Source organism: Serratia sp. N21D137 (assembly GCF_047530005.1).
In the GTDB taxonomy this organism is placed as follows: domain Bacteria; phylum Pseudomonadota; class Gammaproteobacteria; order Enterobacterales; family Enterobacteriaceae; genus Chania; species Chania fonticola_B.
Genome location: NZ_JBLJAJ010000010.1, coordinates 41,229 through 61,319, shown reverse-complemented (window position 1 = coordinate 61,319; position 20,091 = coordinate 41,229). Strand labels below are relative to the sequence as shown.

At 55.6% G+C, this 20,091-nt stretch carries 16 protein-coding genes; 10 read left to right on the top strand and 6 right to left on the bottom strand.

All coding sequences use genetic code 11. The features are described from left to right. Window positions 1–21 precede the first annotated feature (21 nt). Window positions 22–981, top strand: coding sequence for a sugar kinase (locus tag ACMV5H_RS10450; RefSeq protein ID WP_115159786.1), 960 nt, complete (start codon window positions 22–24; stop codon window positions 979–981). A gap of 85 nt (window positions 982–1,066) precedes the next feature. Continuing rightward, a complete protein-coding gene (gene gatZ / locus ACMV5H_RS10445; RefSeq protein ID WP_414821794.1) occupies window positions 1,067–2,356 on the top strand; it encodes a tagatose-bisphosphate aldolase subunit GatZ in 1,290 nt (429 codons plus the stop codon). A gap of 83 nt (window positions 2,357–2,439) precedes the next feature. On the opposite strand, the gene accC is transcribed toward gatZ, so the two are convergent. The 6 genes from accC to ACMV5H_RS10415 form a co-directional block, all read right to left on the bottom strand. Beyond that, window positions 2,440–3,789, bottom strand: coding sequence for an acetyl-CoA carboxylase biotin carboxylase subunit (accC, locus tag ACMV5H_RS10440; RefSeq protein WP_021180772.1), 1,350 nt, complete (start codon window positions 3,787–3,789; stop codon window positions 2,440–2,442). An 11-nt stretch (window positions 3,790–3,800) separates the two neighbouring features. Next, window positions 3,801–4,265: an acetyl-CoA carboxylase biotin carboxyl carrier protein gene (gene accB / locus ACMV5H_RS10435; RefSeq protein ID WP_059199002.1), complete on the bottom strand. Its 465-nt coding sequence runs from the start codon at window positions 4,263–4,265 to the stop codon at window positions 3,801–3,803. A 32-nt stretch (window positions 4,266–4,297) separates the two neighbouring features. Continuing rightward, window positions 4,298–4,750: a type II 3-dehydroquinate dehydratase gene (gene aroQ / locus ACMV5H_RS10430; protein ID WP_179249238.1), complete on the bottom strand. Its 453-nt coding sequence runs from the start codon at window positions 4,748–4,750 to the stop codon at window positions 4,298–4,300. 276 nt (window positions 4,751–5,026) lie between these two features. Beyond that, the gene (msrQ, locus tag ACMV5H_RS10425; protein WP_059199001.1) at window positions 5,027–5,635 is read right to left on the bottom strand and encodes a protein-methionine-sulfoxide reductase heme-binding subunit MsrQ; all 609 of its coding nucleotides are present in this window, start codon (window positions 5,633–5,635) and stop codon (window positions 5,027–5,029) included. Continuing rightward, window positions 5,636–6,637, bottom strand: a complete 1,002-nt coding sequence (msrP, locus tag ACMV5H_RS10420) for a protein-methionine-sulfoxide reductase catalytic subunit MsrP (protein WP_021180768.1) — start codon at window positions 6,635–6,637, stop codon at window positions 5,636–5,638. Between the two features lie 135 nt (window positions 6,638–6,772). Continuing rightward, a complete protein-coding gene (locus ACMV5H_RS10415) occupies window positions 6,773–7,753 on the bottom strand; it encodes an MDR family oxidoreductase (protein ID WP_059199000.1) in 981 nt (326 codons plus the stop codon). A 295-nt stretch (window positions 7,754–8,048) separates the two neighbouring features. On the opposite strand from ACMV5H_RS10415, the gene csrD reads away from it, so the two are divergent. The 8 genes from csrD (at window position 8,049) to nit1 (ending at window position 20,091) form a co-directional block, all read left to right on the top strand. After that, window positions 8,049–9,980 (top strand): RNase E specificity factor CsrD, encoded by a 1,932-nt coding sequence (gene csrD / locus ACMV5H_RS10410; RefSeq protein ID WP_021807014.1) that lies wholly within the window; start codon window positions 8,049–8,051, stop codon window positions 9,978–9,980. Between the two features lie 322 nt (window positions 9,981–10,302). Further along, complete coding sequence (gene mreB, locus ACMV5H_RS10405; RefSeq protein WP_021180765.1) at window positions 10,303–11,346, top strand: rod shape-determining protein MreB; 1,044 nt, start codon at window positions 10,303–10,305, stop codon at window positions 11,344–11,346. Window positions 11,347–11,442: 96 nt separating this feature from the next. Further along, a complete protein-coding gene (gene mreC, locus ACMV5H_RS10400; RefSeq protein WP_021180764.1) occupies window positions 11,443–12,435 on the top strand; it encodes a rod shape-determining protein MreC in 993 nt (330 codons plus the stop codon). Next, complete coding sequence (gene mreD / locus ACMV5H_RS10395; RefSeq protein ID WP_021180763.1) at window positions 12,432–12,920, top strand: rod shape-determining protein MreD; 489 nt, start codon at window positions 12,432–12,434, stop codon at window positions 12,918–12,920. The genes mreC and mreD overlap by 4 nt, the downstream gene beginning before the upstream one ends. A 10-nt stretch (window positions 12,921–12,930) precedes the next feature. Then, window positions 12,931–13,515 (top strand): Maf family protein, encoded by a 585-nt coding sequence (locus ACMV5H_RS10390; protein WP_021180762.1) that lies wholly within the window; start codon window positions 12,931–12,933, stop codon window positions 13,513–13,515. An 85-nt stretch (window positions 13,516–13,600) separates the two neighbouring features. Beyond that, the gene (rng, locus tag ACMV5H_RS10385) at window positions 13,601–15,070 is read left to right on the top strand and encodes a ribonuclease G (protein WP_021807013.1); all 1,470 of its coding nucleotides are present in this window, start codon (window positions 13,601–13,603) and stop codon (window positions 15,068–15,070) included. Between the two features lie 360 nt (window positions 15,071–15,430). Next, the gene (yhdP, locus tag ACMV5H_RS10380; RefSeq protein ID WP_094981527.1) at window positions 15,431–19,237 is read left to right on the top strand and encodes an AsmA2 domain-containing protein YhdP; all 3,807 of its coding nucleotides are present in this window, start codon (window positions 15,431–15,433) and stop codon (window positions 19,235–19,237) included. Next, a complete protein-coding gene (gene nit1, locus ACMV5H_RS10375; RefSeq protein WP_094981526.1) occupies window positions 19,234–20,091 on the top strand; it encodes a deaminated glutathione amidase in 858 nt (285 codons plus the stop codon). Before yhdP ends, nit1 begins: the two co-directional genes overlap by 4 nt.

Genomic DNA, 20,091 nt, shown 5'->3' with positions numbered 1-20,091 from the left:
ATTTGTATAAGGAACGGGACAATGAGAAAAATTTATACCATCGGCGAGATCCTGGTTGAGATCATGGCCGATAAGGTTGGCCAATCTTTTACCCATCCAGGCTTATGGAATGGTCCTTTCCCCAGTGGTGCCCCGGCGATTTTTATCGACCAGGTGACCAAGCTGGGCGGGCAGTGCGGCATTATCAGCTGCGTGGGTAACGACGGCTTCGGCACGCTGAATATCGAACGCCTAAAGGCTGACGGAGTGGATACGCGAGGCATCCGTGTGTTGCCGCATGAGACTACCGGCAGCGCCTTTGTTACCTACCACTCCAACGGCGATCGCGATTTTATTTTCAATATCAAGAACGCAGCCTGTGGGAAATTATCGGCCGAGCATGTGAATGCTGAACTGCTGCAGGACTGCCAGCACTTCCACATCATGGGTTCATCGCTGTTTTCCTTCCATATGGTGGATGCGGTGAAGAAGGCGGCGGGGATCGTCAAAGCGAACGGCGGCACCTTGTCTTTCGATCCGAATATCCGCAAGGAAATGCTCAATATCCCCGAGATGCGTGATGCGCTGCATTACGTGCTGGAGCTGACCGATATCTATATGCCGAGTGAAGGCGAAGTGATGCTGCTGTCCTCCCAAACCACGCTGGATGAGGCGATTGCTCGCTACCTGAAGGACGGCATTAAAGAAGTGGTGGTGAAACGCGGCAGTAAAGGGGCGAGCTATTATTCCGCGGATGAAACCCTGCATGTCGACAGCTATGCCGTAGACGAGGTTGATCCGACCGGGGCAGGCGACTGCTTTGGCGGCGCTTATATTGCTTGTCGGTTGCAGGGGCACGGCGTTTCCCAGGCGCTGCGCTATGCCAATGCCTGCGGCGCGCTGGCGGTGACCCGGCGTGGGCCAATGGAAGGGACCTCTACCTTCGCTGAAATCGACGCTTTCTTGCAGCAGCAACGGACCGTGCCGGTCGGCGCGCTGTAAGTAACATTCCAACGTCCTGAATATTCAGTTCAGGACATTGCTTACCCTGTGACTTGAAAGGCGACGGGTAAATGAGGCCAAAAGTATGAAATCTATTATTAAGCAGCATAAAAGCGGCAAGCATATTGGCATCTGTTCGGTTTGCTCGGCACATCCGTTGGTGATCGAGGCCACGTTGCGTTTTGACCTGGCTAGCCAGCGTAAGGTATTGATTGAGGCCACCTCCAACCAGGTGAACCAATTCGGCGGTTACACCGGAATGAAACCGGCGGATTTCCGCGAGTTTGTGTATGCCATTGCCGCCAAGGTTGGCTTCCCGCAGTCACGGTTGATATTGGGGGGTGACCATCTTGGGCCGAACTGTTGGCAGGATGAACCGGCTGGGCTGGCGATGGAGAAAGCCGAACGCCTGATTGCCGATTACGTTCAGGCCGGGTTCAGTAAAATTCATCTGGATGCTTCCATGTCCTGCGCGGACGATCCGGTTCCTTTGCCGCCAACGGTGGTGGCCGAGCGTGCGGTACGGTTATGTGCGGTGGCGGAAGCTGCGGCCACTCCTGAGCAGCGGCACGCGCTGAGCTACGTGATAGGTACGGAAGTGCCGGTTCCAGGTGGGGAAAGCCACGCTATCGCTCAGGTACACGTCACGCGGCCACAGGATGCCGCCGAGACCATCGAGACGCATCGGCTGGCATTTGCTCGCTTAGGCTTGGAGCAGGCCATGGGAAGGGTGGTGGGGCTGGTGGTACAGCCGGGAGTCGAGTTCGACCATTCCACGGTGATCCACTACCAGCCGGAACAGGCGCGCCAGCTTTCCGCCATGATTGAGTCAACGCCGTTGGTGTTTGAGGCCCATTCTACGGATTATCAAACCCCGAAAGCGTTCCGCCAGTTGGTGCGCGATCACTTTGCGATCCTGAAAGTCGGCCCGGCGCTGACCTTTGCCCTGCGTGAGGCGATCTTCAGCCTGGCGCTGATCGAGAAGGAACTGATCGCCGCAGAACAGCAGAGCCACGTGCTGGCGGTGATCGACAGCGTGATGCAGGATGAGCCCAAGTATTGGAAGAAGTATTACGATCCGCGTCATTCGAAGGCGATGATCGATCTGCACTACAGCCTGTCCGATCGGATCCGCTATTACTGGCCTGAAGCGCGCATCAGCGCGGCCATCGACAAGCTGGTGGCAAACCTGAGCGGGGTAACCATTCCGTTGGGTATGCTGAGCCAGTATTTTCCGCTGCAATTTCCACGCCTGATGGCTGGCGAGTGTGCTGGTGACCCACATAGCCTGATGATCGACAAGATCCAGGAAGTATTGCGTGCGTATGCGTATGGGTGTAATGAGCGGCAGGAAGAGGCGCTAAACGTGCTTTGAGGCAGAGACCCAGCCCCAATAAAAAAACACCGCAGAAGTTCTCATGCGGTGTTTTTTATTAGCCCAATATCGTTAACCGATAATCAGGTTTCCTGCAGACCCAGCTTCTTCTCCAGATAGTGGATGTTGGTGCCACCATGCTGGAAGTTTTCGTCGGTCATGATCTTCTGCTGCAGTTCAACGTTGGTTTTGATGCCATCGATGATCAGCTCAGCCAGGGCGTTCTTCATGCGGGCAATTGCCACGTCACGGTTTTCACCGTAGGTGATCAGCTTGCCAATCATGGAGTCATAGTACGGCGGCACGGTATAGCCAGCGTAGATATGAGATTCCCAACGCACGCCGAAACCACCAGGAGCGTGGAAGCGGGTGATCTTGCCTGGGCTTGGCAGGAAGGTGTTCGGGTCTTCGGCGTTGATACGGCATTCCACCGCATGACCTTGTACCTTCACTTCGTCCTGTTTGATCGACAGCGGTTGACCGGCAGCGATACGCAGCTGCTCTTTGATCAGATCCACGCCGGTGATCATTTCGGTAACCGGGTGTTCCACCTGGATACGGGTGTTCATTTCAATGAAATAGAACTCGCCGTTCTCATACAGGAACTCAAAGGTACCCGCACCGCGATAGCCGATTTCCACACAGGCTTTTGAGCAGCGCTCGCCGATGTAGCGGCGCAGCTCTGGGGTGATCCCCGGTGCTGGTGCCTCTTCGACCACTTTCTGGTGGCGGCGCTGCATGGAGCAGTCACGTTCAGCCAGATAGATGGCGTTGCCCTGACCGTCTGCCAACACCTGAATTTCGATGTGGCGTGGGTTTTCCAGGTACTTCTCCATATACACCATGTCGTTGTTGAAAGCCGCTTTGGCTTCCGCTTTGGTCATGGAGATGGATTGCTCGAGATCTTTGTCGCCGCGCACTACGCGCATGCCGCGACCGCCGCCGCCACCGGAAGCCTTGATGATCACCGGATAACCGATGCGCTTGGCGAAGGCACGGTTTTTGTCCATGTCATCGGTCAGCGGGCCGTCGGAGCCTGGTACGCAAGGTACGCCGGCTTTTTTCATCGCGCTGATGGCAGAAACCTTGTCACCCATCAGGCGAATGGTTTCGGCGCGTGGGCCGATGAAGATAAAGCCAGAGCGCTCTACCTGCTCGGCAAAGTCGGCGTTCTCGGACAAGAAGCCATAACCCGGGTGGATCGCCACGGCGCCGGTAATTTCGGCGGCGGAGATGATGGCCGGGATGTTCAGATAGCTTTTAACTGACGGTGCAGGGCCGATACAAACGGTCTCATCCGCCAGCAGAACGTGTTTCAGATCGCGGTCGGCACTTGAGTGAACGGCAACGGTTTTGATGCCCAGTTCTTTACAAGCGCGCAGGATACGTAGCGCGATCTCGCCACGGTTGGCGATAACAATTTTATCTAGCATGGTGCGCCTCGTTATTCGATGACGACCAGTGGCTCGTCAAATTCAACCGGTTGGCCGTTTTCTACCAGGATCGCTTTAACCACACCGGATTTGTCAGCTTCAATCTGGTTCATCATTTTCATGGCTTCAACGATGCACAGAGTATCACCAGCATTCACTTTCTGGCCCACTTCCACGAAGGCTTTCGCGTCCGGGCTTGGGGTGCGGTAGAAGGTCCCTACCATTGGTGAACGAACGGTATGGCCACTCATGGCCGCTGGTGCTGCTGGGGTTTCTGCTGCAGCAGGGGCAACGGCGTTGGCCAGAGCAGGTTGCTGCTGCTGGGCTGGCATTGCGTACTGTTGCATCATTGGGTAAGCCTGCACCGGTGCGGCACGGCTGATGCGAACCGACTCTTCGCCTTCAGAGATTTCCAGTTCAGAAATGCCTGATTCTTCAACCAGTTCGATCAGTTTCTTGATTTTACGAATATCCATGAGTGTGATTCCGTACTCTTTTTGTGTAGCAATTAGTGGGTTTTTGACAAACGGCGAACCGCTGCCTGTAAAGCAAATGTGTAGCCATCCGCGCCGAGGCCACAGATCACGCCTACCGCGATATCAGACAGGTAGGAGTGATGACGGAAAGGCTCACGAGCGTACACGTTGGACAGGTGGATCTCGATAAACGGGATCTGTACTGCCAACAGTGCATCGCGCAACGCCACGCTGGTGTGCGTGAATGCGGCAGCGTTAATCAGGATAAAATCCGTATTGCCGCGTGCCTGATGAATGCGTTCGATGAGCGCATGCTCGGCGTTGGACTGCAGATGACTCAGGGTGATATCTAGCACGAGCGCCTGGTTTTCCAATCCGTTAACAATCTCTGCCAGCGTAGCGCTGCCGTACTTTTCCGGCTCACGCGCCCCCAGCAGATTGAGATTGGGGCCGTTCAGAAGCAAAATGTGAAACTTATCCGCCATTGTGCTGGTATCTCCGGCAATAAAACCATCATCGTAGAAAATAACCCGATGTCACCGATTTGTCACCTGTTACGCGCAGATTTTACAGCTGCGACAGGGACAAGGTCGGGCATTATAACGATATCGTGGCAATTCGCAGCTAAATACTGGTCTTATCAGCGAAGATATTCAACCCTAAATCAGCAAACACCAAGTGCCGCTATTGGATTATGAGGGGTAGAACACAGAAAAGTTCCGCTCCCCGACCTGGGATTTTTACCGTCAATCTTGCCGGTTTTAGCGCGGTTTACGCCACCACGAGCGGAATTTCTTGTAACGCAGAGCTAACAGCAGCAGCGCCAGCGACGCATAAATAAAAGGCTGCGGTGACAACGTTTTTACCGACCAAAGGTAGTGGATCGGTGCCAGGATCGCCACCAGATAGACGAAGTTGTGCAACTTCTGCCAGTTGGCCCCCAATTTACGCTGCGCCCATAGCGTTGAGGTGGCCGCCAGAGCCAGCAAAATCAACCAGCAGAGGATACCTAGCGTCAGATAGGGGCGGGTTACCAGTTCGCGCCCCAGCAAGCCAATGTTGCTCAGCCCCAGTTCCAGCGTCGAGTAGCTTACCAGATGCAAGGTTCCCCAGGCAAAACACCACAAACCCAGCAGGCGTCGGCAACGGATCAGCAACGGCTGGCGTGCGTAGCGTGCCAATGGAGTGACGAGCAGGGTGGCCAGCAGCAATTTCAACGTCATCCTGCCGGTAAAATGCTGGATATCCTTGGCCGGATCGGCGCTCAACCAGCCCTGATCGACGGACAACACCAGCCACAGAAAGGGCAGGAATGCCGCCAGGTAGATGGCAACTTTTAGCCAGGTGATCTGCTTGGGGGTTAAGCGCACTCAGAAGTTCTCCCGTAAATCGAGGCCGCGATAGAGCGAAGCCACCTGATCGGCATAACCGTTAAACAGCAGCGTCGGCTGGCGTTTCACATCCAGAATGCCGCCGGAACCGATAAAGCGTTCGGTGGCCTGCGACCAGCGAGGATGATCGACATGGGGATTCACGTTGGCGTAAAAACCATATTCGTTGGGCGCAGACAGATTCCAGGTGGTTGGCGGTTGTTCGCGGGTCAGGGTGATCTGTACGATAGACTTGATGCCTTTGAAGCCGTACTTCCATGGGGTGATCAGGCGCACCGGAGCACCGTTTTGCGGTGGCAGCATCTTGCCATACACGCCCACGGTCAACAGAGCCAGTGGATGCATGGCTTCATCAAGGCGCAAACCTTCGACATAGGGATACTTGAGGCCACCACCAATAAAGCGATCTTTCTGGCCTGGCATCTGCTCTGGATCGTACAGCGTTTGAAAAGCCACGTAACGCGCATTGCTGTTGGGTTCCGCCAGCTTAAGCAGTTTGCCCAGCTCAAAGCCGATCCACGGCACCACCATCGACCAGGCTTCGACGCAGCGCATGCGATAAATGCGTTGCTCCAGCGGGAAACGCTTGAGTAAATCGTCGATGTCCAGCGTTATAGGCTTGCCGACTTCGCCGTCGATTTTCACCTTCCAGTCCGTCGTTTTCAGGGAGCCTGCGTTGGCCGCGGGATCGGCCTTATCCAGGCCAAATTCGTAGAAATTATTGTACCCCATGACTTTTTCTTCCGGTGTCAGCTCCAGCTTGGCTTGCCAGGCTTCGGGCTTGCTGAAGTCTAGCGGTTTGCCTGCTGGAGCCGGGGGCCGATCGTTACCTTTGAACCAGGAAAGCAAGTCGGCCTGTGCCTGGATGGGCAAAGCCAGTGAGGCTGCCGTGATCCCTAGCGCCTGGAGCACCTTGCGCCGCTGATAGAACACGCTTTCCGGCGTGACATCGGCTTCGGTCAGTTTTCGCTGTTGTTTCATTTTTTATCTCCGCAAGTGATGGTGTAAGCATGGCGTGAAAGCCAACTTTCTGCGAGAGGGGGGATGTAAAGAGAGGTAAACGAGAGGTAATTTCTTGTGGGGAAAAAGCGGGCGCCGGATGCGGCGCCCCACAGATTATGAACGGATTTTTACCAGGGTGCGGCCAGTGATTTGATTGTTCATCAGCGCGGTAGCCGCGGCAGGCACGTCTTCCAGCTGAATTTCCTGGGTGGCTTGATCATAGAAACTTTCTGGCAGAATACCGGCCAGACGTTCCCAGGCGGTTTGGCGACGATGCAGCGGCGTCAGCACCGAATCAACGCCTTGCAGACGCACGTTACGCAAGATAAACGGCATCACGGTAGTCGGCAACTGGTAGCCTCCCGCCAGGCCGCAGGCGGCAACGGTGCCGTTATAATTCATCTGCGCCAGCACGCGAGCCAGCAATTTGTCGCCGACGGTGTCGATGGCGCCGGCCCACAGCTGTTTCTCCAGCGGGCGCGGTGTTTCAATATATTCGCTACGGGGCAGCACGGTTTTGGCACCGAGGGATTTCAGATAGTCGGTATTGCTGTCGCGCCCGCTGATGGCGGTGACGCTATAGCCCAGTGCGGACAGTAGGGCGACCGCCGTGCTCCCCACGCCGCCGCTGGCTCCGGTGACCAGCACGTCGCCGTCCTCCGGTTTCACTCCGCCTTCTTCCAGTGCCATCACGCACAGCATGGCGGTAAAGCCGGCGGTGCCGAGGATCATCGCTTTGCGTTCACACAGCCCTTTTGGCAGTGGTACCAGCCATTCGCCGCTAACGCGGGCCTGTTCGCCCAACCCGCCCCAGTGATTTTCGCCAACGCCCCAGCCGGTGAGTACTACGCTCTGGCCTGGTTTAAAACGCGGATCTTTGCTGCTGTGTACCAGGCCTGCAAAATCGATACCAGGCACCATTGGGAAGTGACGAATGATTTTCCCCGTGCCGGTGATCGCCAGGGCATCCTTATAGTTGAGGCTGGACCAGTTGACGTCGACAGTCACATCCCCTTCTGGCAACTGCTCACTATCAATATTCTTGACTTGTGCCAGGGTTTTTTCGCCATCTTGTTCCAATAATAATACGCGCATGCATCGCTCCCCGCTTTTTCATATATTATATGAATGTATGGTTCAGTATTGTCTGACTATATGCATAATAAAAAAGCCTGTCCTGATAAAGGACAAAAAAAGAGTGTTTAATGGTTTTCTTCGTCGGTCAGGCTTGATAGCTTTGTATGAGCTAACCTGATGCTTGGCAAAGAAATTGAAGTCGCTTCATGATTTTTAATATCAGGGTATTGCGTTGTTTTCAATCGAGCAGGAACGGGGCCTTGGAACTTCAAAAGGTGGCTCTTCATTTTATCATCGCGCAGAAGGCACAGGGATGAGATTTACAACCAAACTCTCTGCACTAATCACCCTGCTCGTCGCATTGGCTATGTTTTTGATGCTGATGGGGTGTTCATACAGTTTCTTTTACGTGACTCAGGAGCGCCTAGAGCGCCGTTTTGAAGCCCTGGCCACCTCCATCGATCAGGCAATGCTGCTGCAACCGCTGCAGGCTCAGGATAACTGGCTGCCCCTGGTGATGCGGCCGCTAGGCATCGTGGCGATTAATGTCGATACCGAAACCAGCAACCTTTTCTCCTACAGCCTACCGACCATCAAAGCCCCCTGGGCATCGCTGGCTGGCTACCGCCAAACCTCGTTGACCATGATGCATCACCCCGGCACCCGGGTAAGTGTCACCTACCTCGATCCGTTCGCCAGCGACGTGCGTTCATTGCAGTCCACGGCGGCGGTCACGCTGTCGATCGTCATCATGGTGGTGATACTGCTGTTCAGTTTACGCTGGCTGCGTGAACAGGCGGTAGGTGAAGATCGCCTGGAACGCCGGGCGCGGCGCATTCTCAACGGCGAACGTGAACAGGTGCTGAAGGGAGACGTTCGCGAATGGCCCGCCAGCGTCAGCGGTGCGTTGGATCGGCTGCTGGCCGATCTGGCCGAAGCGCGTGAGGAGCGCAGCCGGGTAGATACCCTGATCCGTGCTTTTGCCGCTCAGGATGCGAAAACCGGCCTCAATAACCGGTTGTTCTTTGATAACCAGCTCACCACTCAGTTGGAAGATGTCGGGTCACACGGCATCGTCATGATGGTGCGCCTGCCAGATTTCGATACCCTGCGTGAAATTCACGGCAATGCCGCGGTGCAGGAGCTGATGTATTCGTTGGTCAACCTGCTGTCCACCTTTGTCATGCGTTACCCTGCCGCCTTGCTGGCCCGTTATTTCCACAGTGATTTTACCGTTCTGCTGCCACACCGCACGCTGAAGGAAGCGGACGGCATCGCGGCGCAACTGGTCAACGCGATCGACTCCTTGCCCTCAACGGCGTTGATTGACCGTGAGGCGTTCTTGCATATTGGTATTGTGGCCTATCGCAGCGGGCAGACCCCGGAAGAGATCATCGATTACGCCGAACAGGCAACCCGTCATGCCGTACTGCAAGGCGAAAACGGCTGGTACGTCTATGACAGCAATGTGCCGGAGAAAGGGCGCGGCAGCGTTAAATGGCGCACTCTGCTGGAACAGGTGCTGGCGCGCGGTGGCCCTCGTTTATATCAAAAACCGGCGGTGACGGTGGAAGGCGATGTGCATCACCGCGAAATCATGAGCCGGATTTATGATGGCGCACAGGAACTGTTGCCTGCCGAGTACATGCCGCTGGTCAATCAGCTTGGCTTGGCGGAAAGCTATGACCGCCAGCAGATGAATCGGATTATTCCTTTATTGGCGCTGTGGCCGGAAGAGACGCTGGCGTTTCCACTATGCGTTGATTCATTATTGCAGCGCAGTTTCCAACGTTGGCTGCGCGATACCCTGTTACAGTGTGAAAAAAGTCACCGCAGGCGAATTCTGATTGAACTTGCAGAGGCAGATGTGTGTCAACATATCGACCGTTTGCGTCCGGTGCTGCGATTGCTGACCGGATTGGGCTGTCGTCTGGCAGTTTCTCAGGCCGGGTTGACGGTGGTGAGTACCTCTTATATCAAGTCGTTACCGGTGGAGATCGTCAAGCTTCACCCTGGGTTGGTAAGGAGTATTGACCGGCGGGATGAGAATCAGCTGTTCGTTCAGAGCTTGACCGGTGCCTGCGAAGGTACTCAAGCGAAGGTTTTTGCCGCCAGCGTGCGTACACGCAACGAATGGCAGACGCTGAAAGAGCGCGGGATCCTTGGTGGGCAGGGGGACTTTTTCGCTTCGCCAGAGCCGATCGATATAGCTCGCAAAAAATATTCGCGTCGATATCGTGTTTAACCTGATGACCGGGCAAAAATTAACGTAGAATGGCCCGTCTTTTCCTGTGGGCGTCAGTAGGTGCTTACCACCGGTGACAATCAGGAAAAATGTTAGATTTTATGAGCTGTGTTACTGCCGTTTGGTACGTTGATTTGGTGGCTAGCTGAGCCTTTGTTGAGGGATATCAGGCCCCATTCGCTTTCCGTGCATTCGGTCACAAATAACGCAGACTAATTTTCACCGAAGTAGGACGTTTTTGCGCCTTGTCGCTGCTTCGTGTGGTTGGTAAAGTAGGCGGATTTTATTTTCCGCCCCCAGCTTGCAGGATTATCCTTTCGTTATGTTTAAGAAATTTCGTGGCATGTTTTCTAATGACTTGTCCATCGACTTGGGTACCGCCAATACCCTGATTTATGTTAAAGGACAAGGCATTGTACTGAATGAACCGTCGGTGGTTGCCATTCGTCAGGATCGTGCCGGCTCACCCAAGAGCGTTGCGGCCGTAGGTCATGATGCCAAGCAAATGCTGGGGCGTACGCCTGGCAATATCGCGGCTATTCGCCCAATGAAAGACGGCGTGATCGCCGACTTCTTTGTCACCGAAAAAATGCTGCAGCATTTCATCAAGCAGGTTCACAGCAACAGCTTTATGCGCCCTAGCCCGCGCGTACTGGTTTGCGTACCTGTAGGTGCCACCCAGGTTGAACGCCGTGCAATCCGTGAGTCCGCTCAGGGTGCAGGCGCGCGTGAAGTCTTCCTGATTGAAGAGCCTATGGCTGCGGCGATCGGTGCGGGTCTGCCAGTATCGGAAGCCACTGGCTCCATGGTGGTTGATATCGGTGGTGGTACTACTGAAGTGGCGGTGATCTCGCTTAACGGCGTGGTGTACTCCTCTTCCGTGCGTATCGGCGGTGACCGCTTTGACGAAGCCATCATTAATTATGTGCGCCGTAACTACGGTTCACTGATCGGTGAAGCTACCGCAGAACGTATCAAGCACGGTATCGGCTCGGCCTATCCGGATGACGAAGTGCGTGAAATTGAAGTGCGTGGCCGTAACCTGGCAGAAGGTGTGCCGCGTGGCTTTACCATGAACTCCAATGAAATTCTCGAAGCTTTGCAGGAACCTCTGACCGGTATCGTCAGCGCGGTCATGGTTGCGCTGGAACAGTGCCCGCCGGAACTGGCTTCCGATATCTCCGAACGCGGTATGGTGCTGACCGGTGGTGGCGCATTGCTGCGTAACCTGGATCGCCTGCTGATGGAAGAGACCGGTATCCCGGTAGTGGTGGCTGAAGATCCTCTCACCTGTGTGGCACGCGGTGGTGGCAAGGCGTTGGAAATGATCGACATGCATGGCGGCGATTTGTTCAGCGAAGAATAGTGAGCAGCCCCAGAATGGAGGGATCGTAGCGGATGACGGCATTAACCTGGCATCTGGTGCGTTCCCCTTTCTGTTGTCGAGGAACGTGCATAATTTATGAAGCCGATTTTTAGCAGGGGGCCTTCCCTGCAACTACGACTTTTCCTGGCAGTGATCGTGGCGATTGCGTTGATCGTTGCCGACAGCCGGCTCGGTACGTTCGTTAAAATACGAAACTACATGGACACCGCCGTCAGCCCTTTTTACTTCTTGGCTAACGGGCCGCGTAAAGTTTTGGACAGCGTATCGGAAACGCTGGCTACCCGCCAACAGCTAGAGCTGGAAAACCGTGCTCTGCGGCAGGAACTGTTACTCAAAAACAGCGATAATCTTCTTCTTGGCCAATTCAAACAGGAAAATGCCCGTTTGCGTGAGCTGTTAGGCTCGCCGTTGCGCCAGGACGAACACAAAATGGTCACTCAGGTGATCTCTACCGGTTCAGACCCCTATAGCGATCAGGTCGTGATTGATAAAGGGTCGGACAACGGGGTTTATGAAGGCCAGCCGGTTATCAGTGATAAAGGCGTGGTCGGGCAGGTGGTGGCGGTGGCTAAAATGACCAGCCGCGTCCTGTTGATCTGTGATGCTTCCCATGCGTTGCCGATCCAGGTATTGCGCAATGATATCCGGGTGATTGCCGCAGGCAGTGGCTGTACGGATGACCTGCAGCTGGAACATCTGCCGGGCAATACCGATATCCGCGTCGGGGATGTGCTGGTCACCTCCGGTTTGGGCGGGCGCTTCCCGGAAGGGTATCCGGTCGCTGTGGTGTCCTCGGTAAAAGTGGATAACCAACGCGCCTATACCGTGATCCAGGCGCGACCAACCGCTGGTCTGCAACGCTTGCGCTATCTGTTGTTACTATGGGGTGCCGATCGCAACGGCACCATGCCGCTGCCGCCGGAGGAAGTTCACCGCGTTGCCAATGAACGCCTGATGCAGATGATGCCGCAGGTATTGCCACCGGCTGATGCCATGGGCCCACCGGCTCCGCTGCCGGCTCCCGCTACCGGTACCGTTCAGCCGCCACCGGTGGGGGCAACCCGATGAATCGCTATCGCAGCAACGGGCGCTGGATTATCTGGCTGTCATTCCTGGTAGCATTAGTGCTGCAAATCATGCCGTGGCCGGACCAAATCTACATGTTCCGGCCATCCTGGCTGCTGCTGATCCTCACTTACTGGGTGATGGCGTTACCCCATCGGGTTAACGTCGGCACCGGCTTTATCCTGGGGTTGATCATGGATCTGATCCTGGGTTCCACGCTCGGCGTGCGTGCGCTGGCCATGGGCATCATCGCCTATCTCGTCGCGTTCAAATTCCAATTATTCCGCAATATGGCCCTGTGGCAGCAAGCGCTGATCGTCGTGCTGCTATCATTGGCCATGGACGTGGTGGTGTTCTGGGCGGAGTTTTTAGTGATCAACGTCTCTTTCCGCCCCGAGGTGTTCTGGAGTAGTGTGGTCAACGGCGTGCTTTGGCCGTGGTTATTCCTGCTGATGCGCAAGATCCGCCGTCAGTTTGCCGTACAATGAGGTTATAACGATGTTTTCGCTCTATCTTGCTTCCGGTTCTCCCCGTCGCCATGAACTGCTGACTCTGCTCGGCGTACCGTTTGAAGTGATTCTGACGCATACTGAAGAGCAGCGGCAGGAAGGGGAAGCGGCGGAAAATTACGTTCGCCGTCTGGCGCAGGATAAGGCCAGGGCAGGTGTAACTCTGGCGCAACAGGATTGGCCCGTGCTGGGTGCAGATACTATCGTGGTGTTGAACGGCCAGGTGTTGGAAAAACCGCGGGATGAAGAGCATGCGGCGCAGATGCTGGCAGCCTTGTCCGGGAAACAGCATCAGGTGATGACCGCCGTGGCGATTGCCGATAAACAGGGCGTTTTATGCCAACTGGTGGTCACCGACGTGACGTTCCGCAATCTGTCACCACAGGATATCTGCGACTATATCGCCACAGGCGAACCGATGGATAAAGCGGGCGCTTACGGAATTCAAGGTAAGGGTGGTTGTTTCGTCAGAACGATAACCGGAAGTTATCACGCGGTGATGGGGTTGCCGCTGGTCGAAACACATGAGCTGCTCAGTCATTTTGTCGCATTACGAGAGGTAAGAGCCGGCTGATGCCACCACTAGATTTCCCGTCGCCGCCATAGCGTGAGCACAGGAAAGATAAGGGCAGGCGCTACACCGGCTCTGAGGAGAAAGCATGACAGCTGAGCTACTGGTAAATATTACGCCGTCGGAAACGCGGGTTGCCTATATTGACGGCGGCATTCTGCAAGAGATCCATATTGAGCGCGAAGCCAAGCGTGGCATCGTTGGCAATATCTACAAAGGGCGTGTCAGCCGCGTGTTACCCGGCATGCAGGCGGCCTTTGTCGATATTGGCCTGGATAAAGCGGCCTTCCTGCACGCCTCCGATATCATGCCGCACACCGAGTGTGTTGCCGGTGATGAACAAAAGAATTTCTCCGTGCGCGATATCGCCGAACTGGTGCGCCAGGGGCAGGATCTGATGGTTCAGGTGGTGAAAGATCCGCTTGGCACCAAAGGTGCACGCCTGACTACCGATATCACTCTACCTTCGCGCTACCTGGTCTTTATGCCGGGCGCAGCACACGTGGGGGTTTCCCAACGCATTGAAAGTGAAGCCGAACGCGAGCGTCTCAAGCGTGCCGTGGCGGGATATTGTGACGACCTGGGCGGCTTTATCATCCGCACTGCGGCTGAAGGAGTAGGTGAAGAAGAGCTGGCGCAGGATGCCGCCTTCCTCAAGCGTTTGTGGACCAAGGTCATGGAGCGCAAAAAGCGCAACCAGACCAAGTACAAACTGTATGGCGAACTGGCTTTGGCGCACCGTATCCTGCGCGACTTTGCCGGCGCGGCGCTGGATCGTATCCGCGTCGACTCGCGCCTGACGCATGACCAATTGGTGGAATTTACCGGCGAGTACATCCCGGATATCACCAATAAGCTGGAGCTGTATACCGGCAGCCAGCCGATCTTCGATCTGTACGACGTCGAGAACGAGATCCAGCGGGCGCTGGAGCGCAAGGTTGAATTGAAGTCCGGCGGTTACCTGATCATCGATCAAACCGAAGCCATGACCACCGTGGATATCAACACCGGGGCCTTTGTCGGCCACCGCAATCTTGATGAGACCATCTTCAATACCAACATCGAAGCGACGCAGGCCATTGCCCGCCAGCTGCGGCTGCGCAACCTGGGCGGTATCATCATCATTGATTTCATCGATATGAACAATGATGAACACCGCCGCCGGGTATTGCACTCGTTGGAACTGGCGTTGAGTAAAGATCGGGTAAAAACCACAATCAATGGTTTCTCTCAGCTAGGCTTAGTGGAGATGACGCGTAAACGCACGCGTGAAAGTATTGAGCATGTGCTGTGTAACGACTGCCCGACCTGCCAAGGGCGCGGAACGGTGAAAACGGTGGAAACCGTCTGCTATGAGATTATGCGTGAGATCGTGCGCGTGCATCATGCTTACGATTCCGATCGTTTCCTGGTCTATGCCTCTGCGGCCGTGGGTGAAGCGCTGAAAAGTGAAGAGTCACACGCCCTGGCGGAAGTGGAAATCTTCGTTGGCAAACAGGTCAAGGTGCAGATCGAACCTTTATACAGCCAGGAACAGTTTGACGTTGTGATGATGTAGTACCCCTCACCCCAACCCTCTCCCATGGGGAGAGGGAGCTGTTAGTTCCTGCTCTTTTGGAGGTAAAGAAGTGATTTGGGCACCGTGATCGCCCCCTCATGCAGGTGGAATAGCCGGTGCTTATGAAGGATCACAACCCTCTTTCGCGGGGAGAGGGAGCTGTTAGTTCCTGCTCTTTTGGAGGTAAAGAAGTCATCTAGGCAACCGTGATCGGCTCCGCATCCAAGGTGGATCATCCGGTGCTCATGAAGGATCACAATACTTTCAGCCTAACTCGATCGGTCCCCTCTCCCTGTGGGAGAGGGTTAGGGTGAGGGGCACAAGCGTTAGGTTATATATTTGGTCATTAAGGAGAAATGCGTGAGGCGACTGCCCGGGATCCTGTTAGCCACAGGCGCCATTTTGATAGTTGTTGTGGCGTTGCTGATCAGCGGGTTGCGTCTGGTGCTGCCTGAGCTTAACCACTATCGCCCGCAATTGCTGGAGAAGGTGCAGGCGATCGCCGGGGTGCCCGTCGAGGCCGACTTTATCCAGGGCAGTTGGGAAACCTTTGGCCCCACGCTGGAGGCCCGCAACATCCGTTTGGCCCTGCCAACAAGCAAAATCCAGATCGAGCGCGTCACGCTGGCGCTGGACGTGTGGCAATCCCTGCTGCATTGGCGCTGGCAGTTCCGCGATCTCACCTTCTATCAGTTGCAGCTTGATCTTGACGCGACGCTCGGGGGGGAAGGTAGCAATGGCCTTACCCCGAACGGAGTCAGCGATCTGTTCCTGTATCAGTTGGATCACTTTGATCTGCGCAACAGCCGCCTCTCGTTCCTTACCCCATCAGGCTCGCGTGCTGAATTTCATATCCCGCAAATGACCTGGCTCAACAGCTATAACCGCCATCGCGCGGAAGGTCAAATCAGCCTGACCAGCCTGAATGGCCAGCACGGTGCGGTACAGTTACGCCTGGATCTGCGGGATGAGCAGGGGTTGCTCAATACCGGCACCATCTATATGCAGGCCGATGAAATCGACATGAAGCCCTGGTTCAGCCGCTGGCTGAAAACCAATACCGGTCTCGAAAGTGCCGATTTCAGCCTGGCCGCCTGGCTCAATATCAAAAATGGCGCAATCTACAGCGGTAATGCCCTGCTTAATAAAGGCACCGCCAGTTGGTTGGCGGGTGGCGATCAACACCGGTTGGACGTCGATAATCTGGCGCTGGCACTGAGCCGTGAGGGCAACGGCTGGCAGGTGCATGCACCTGCCCTGAACCTGAAAACCGATGGCCAAGCCTGGGCACCCGGAACCCTTACTGCGCTGTGGTTGCCGGAAAATACCCAATTTATCGGGCCAAACCAGAGTGAAGAACTCCGTATCCGTGCCACCGGCATCCAGTTGGAACGTTTGGAAGCGTTGCTGCCTACCTTCTCGTTCCTCAGCCCGGAAGTGCTGGAGCACTGGAAAGACTTACAACCTCGCGGCATGCTTAGGGCGCTGGCGTTGGATATCCCGCTGCAACAGCCGGAAAAAACCCGTTTTCAGGCGTGGTGGCAGGATCTGAGCTGGCAACACTGGAAACTGTTGCCGGGCGTCGATCACTTTTCCGGCGCGTTAACCGGGGGCGTGGAAAACGGCCGTCTGACGCTGGGGCTGAATAACAGCACGCTGCCTTATGGCGATATGTTCCGGGCACCGTTGGAGATCGGCCGTGCAAGCGGGGCGTTGACCTGGCAAAACAACGCTCAAGGCTGGCAATTGGCAAGCCAAAGTCTGGATGTACAGGCCAAATCCCTGTGGATTAACGGTGATTTCCGCTATCAGCAACCGGCCAACGGCGAGCCTTGGCTGGATATTCTGGCTGGCATCCGTTTGTATGATGCCGCCGATGCCTGGCGTTATTTCCCTGAACCGCTGATGGGTAAACATTTGGTGGATTACCTCAGCGAGGCGATCCAGGGTGGGCAGGTTGATAATGCTTCCCTGATTTATGCGGGCGATCCGCAGCACTTCCCGTATGAGAAGAACGAAGGGCAGTTTCAGGTGTTTGTCCCACTACGCCACGCTACCTTCCAGTTCCAGCCGGAATGGCCAGCGCTGGACGATCTGGCGATCGACCTCGACTTTGCCAACAATGGCCTGTGGATGAATGCGCCGCAAACCAAACTGGGCACTGCGACGGGCAGAAATATTAGCGCCGTCATTCCGGACTATAGCAAACAACGCCTGTTGATTGATGCCGACGTTGCGGGCACCGGGCAAGCTATCCACGACTATTTCATGCAGACCCCATTGGATGACTCTGTCGGGGCGGCGTTAGATGAGCTGCAGGTGGGTGGCAATGTAAGTGGGCGCTTACATCTGAATATTCCGTTGGACGGTGAGCTGGTTAACGCCAGCGGTGAAGTGACGCTGAATAACAACTCGTTGTTGGTCAAGCCGCTGGAGAGCCAGCTAGAGAGAGTAAGCGGCAAGTTCCGTTTCGACAACGGCAACCTGCAGAGCGATACCCTGACGGCCAACTGGTTTGGGCAGCCGCTGACGGTCAACTTCGATACGCTGGAAGGCAAACAGGATTATAAGGTTAACGTTGGGCTGAAAGGCGATTGGCAACCGGCCAAGGTTGAAGGCCTGCCGCCAGAGTTTGCCAAAAAGCTGGCAGGCAGCGCCGCCTGGCAGGGTAAAGTGGCCATCAACCTGCCGCATAAAGGCGAGCCGAACTATGAGATTGGTGTGAATGCCGATCTGAAAAAAGTAAGCAGTCACTTACCTTCTCCCCTGAATAAAGCCGCAGGGGAAGCGTTACCCGTTAACGTAAAAGTGAACGGCGGCCTGCAAGGATTTATGCTCAATGGCAGTGCGGGCAAGCAAAACCACTTCAACAGCGAATGGCTGTTGGCCAAACAGCAGGTGACGCTGGCACGTGCCGCTTGGCAAACCGGCGGTTCCGCTACCCCAACGTTACCCAAAGATAAATCCCTGGTGCTCAATCTGCCCGCGCTGGATGGCGAGCAATGGCTGGGGCTATTGGCACCGGCGATGAAGCAAAGCAGCGGTGCAGGCAAGGTGGGCAGCTTTGTGTTCCCAACCAGCGTAACGCTCGAAACCCCACAGCTGACGCTGGGCGGACAGGCGTGGCATAACCTTCAGCTGGCGGTCGTGCAGCAGTTGGCGGGAACGACCGTCACCGCCAAGGGTAAAGAGATTGATGGTAGCCTGTCGATGCCGGATAAGGGCGTGTGGCGTGCGGATCTCGGCTATCTTTACTACAACCCGCAGTTTGCCAGCGGCGACGGCAGTGCTGGTGGAACCAACCCGTTGGACTCGAAGGAGCGGATCTCGTTCCAGGATTGGCCTTCGCTGATGTTGCGTTGTAAATCCTGCTGGGTGATGGGGCAGAATCTTGGCACGGTGGAGGCCGATCTCAAACGTGAGGGGGATTCTCTGGTGCTAAGCCATGGCCTGGTAGATACCGGCTATGGCCGTATGAGCGCCACCGGCCTGTGGAAACAAAACGCTCAGGAAGAGCGCAGTGCGTTAAAGGGCAAACTGCTGGGCAGCAAAATCGATCGCACCGCCAGTTTCTTCGGCGTGATCATTCCATTAAAAGACGCGCCTTACGATATCGATTTTGATCTGCACTGGCATGGGCAGCCATGGAAACCGCAGATCAACACGCTCAATGGCACCATGAAGGTCGATCTGGGCAAAGGCGAGATTGACAACGTCGGCGGTGGCCGGGCTGGGCAGTTGTTACGCCTGGTCAGCTTTGATGCCCTGCTGCGCAAATTACAGTTCGACTTCCGTGATACCTTCGGTAATGGATTTTACTTTGACTCCATACGCGGCACTATCTGGGCGAAAGATGGCATAATGCATACAGATAACTTTTTGGTGGATGGGCTGGCGGCGGATATCGCCATGAGCGGCCAGATCGACCTGGTGAAACGCCAGATTGATATGCAGGCCGTGATAGCGCCAGAGATCTCGGCGACGGTCGGAGTGGCGACCGCGTTTGTGATCAACCCGATTGTGGGGGCGGCGGTGTTTGCGGCCTCGAAAGTGCTGGGGCCGTTGTGGAGCAAGATCTCGTTTATCCGCTATGACATTACCGGCAGCCTGGACCACCCAAGTATTCATGAGGTGTTGCGTAAGCCAAAAGAGGATAAATCGCCATGAAAAATGCTAACGTTGCGTTATTACAGCTGTGTAGCGGTGAGCAGATACGGGACAACCTGGCCCAGATTGAGCAGCAGATCAAGCAGCTCAATCCCGGGATAAAGCTGGTGATGACTCCGGAGAACGCCTTACTGTTTGCCAACTCGGCCGCCTACCGTGAACATGCGGAAACGGAAGGTCACGGGCCGCTGCAGCAGGCGGTGCGCGATATGGCTCGCCGTTATGGGGTATGGTTGCTGGTTGGCTCTATGCCATTGATCAGCCGCGAAGATCCGACGCGCATCACCACCAGCAGCCTGCTGTTTGACGATCAGGGTGAAATCCGTGGTCGTTACGACAAACTGCACATGTTCGACGTAGATATCAATGATATCCACGCCCATTACCGCGAGTCAGATACCTATCAGCATGGCCAGCAATTAACGGTGGTTGATACGCCGGTTGGCCGCTTGGGGATGACGATATGCTACGACCTGCGCTTCCCTGGCCTGTATCAGGCGCTGCGTGCGAAAGGTGCGGAGCTGATCTCGGTTCCCGCCGCATTTACCCGCGTGACCGGTGAGGCACACTGGGAAATTTTGCTGCGTGCCCGCGCTATCGAGAACCAGTGTGTGATCTTGGCTCCCGCGCAGGTAGGCCGCCACGGGGCAACCCGCCGTACCTGGGGACATTCCATGGTGGTAGACAGCTGGGGCAATGTGCTGGCAGAAAACCCCGACGCCGTGTCCGCGCTGAAAGTGCGCGTAAATACCGGCAAGTTGCATACGGTACGCAAGCAGATGCCGGTAATGCAACATAACCGATTCCAGCCGACGCTGATTGCGCCGGTTGAAAACTCCGCCAATAAAGAGTGA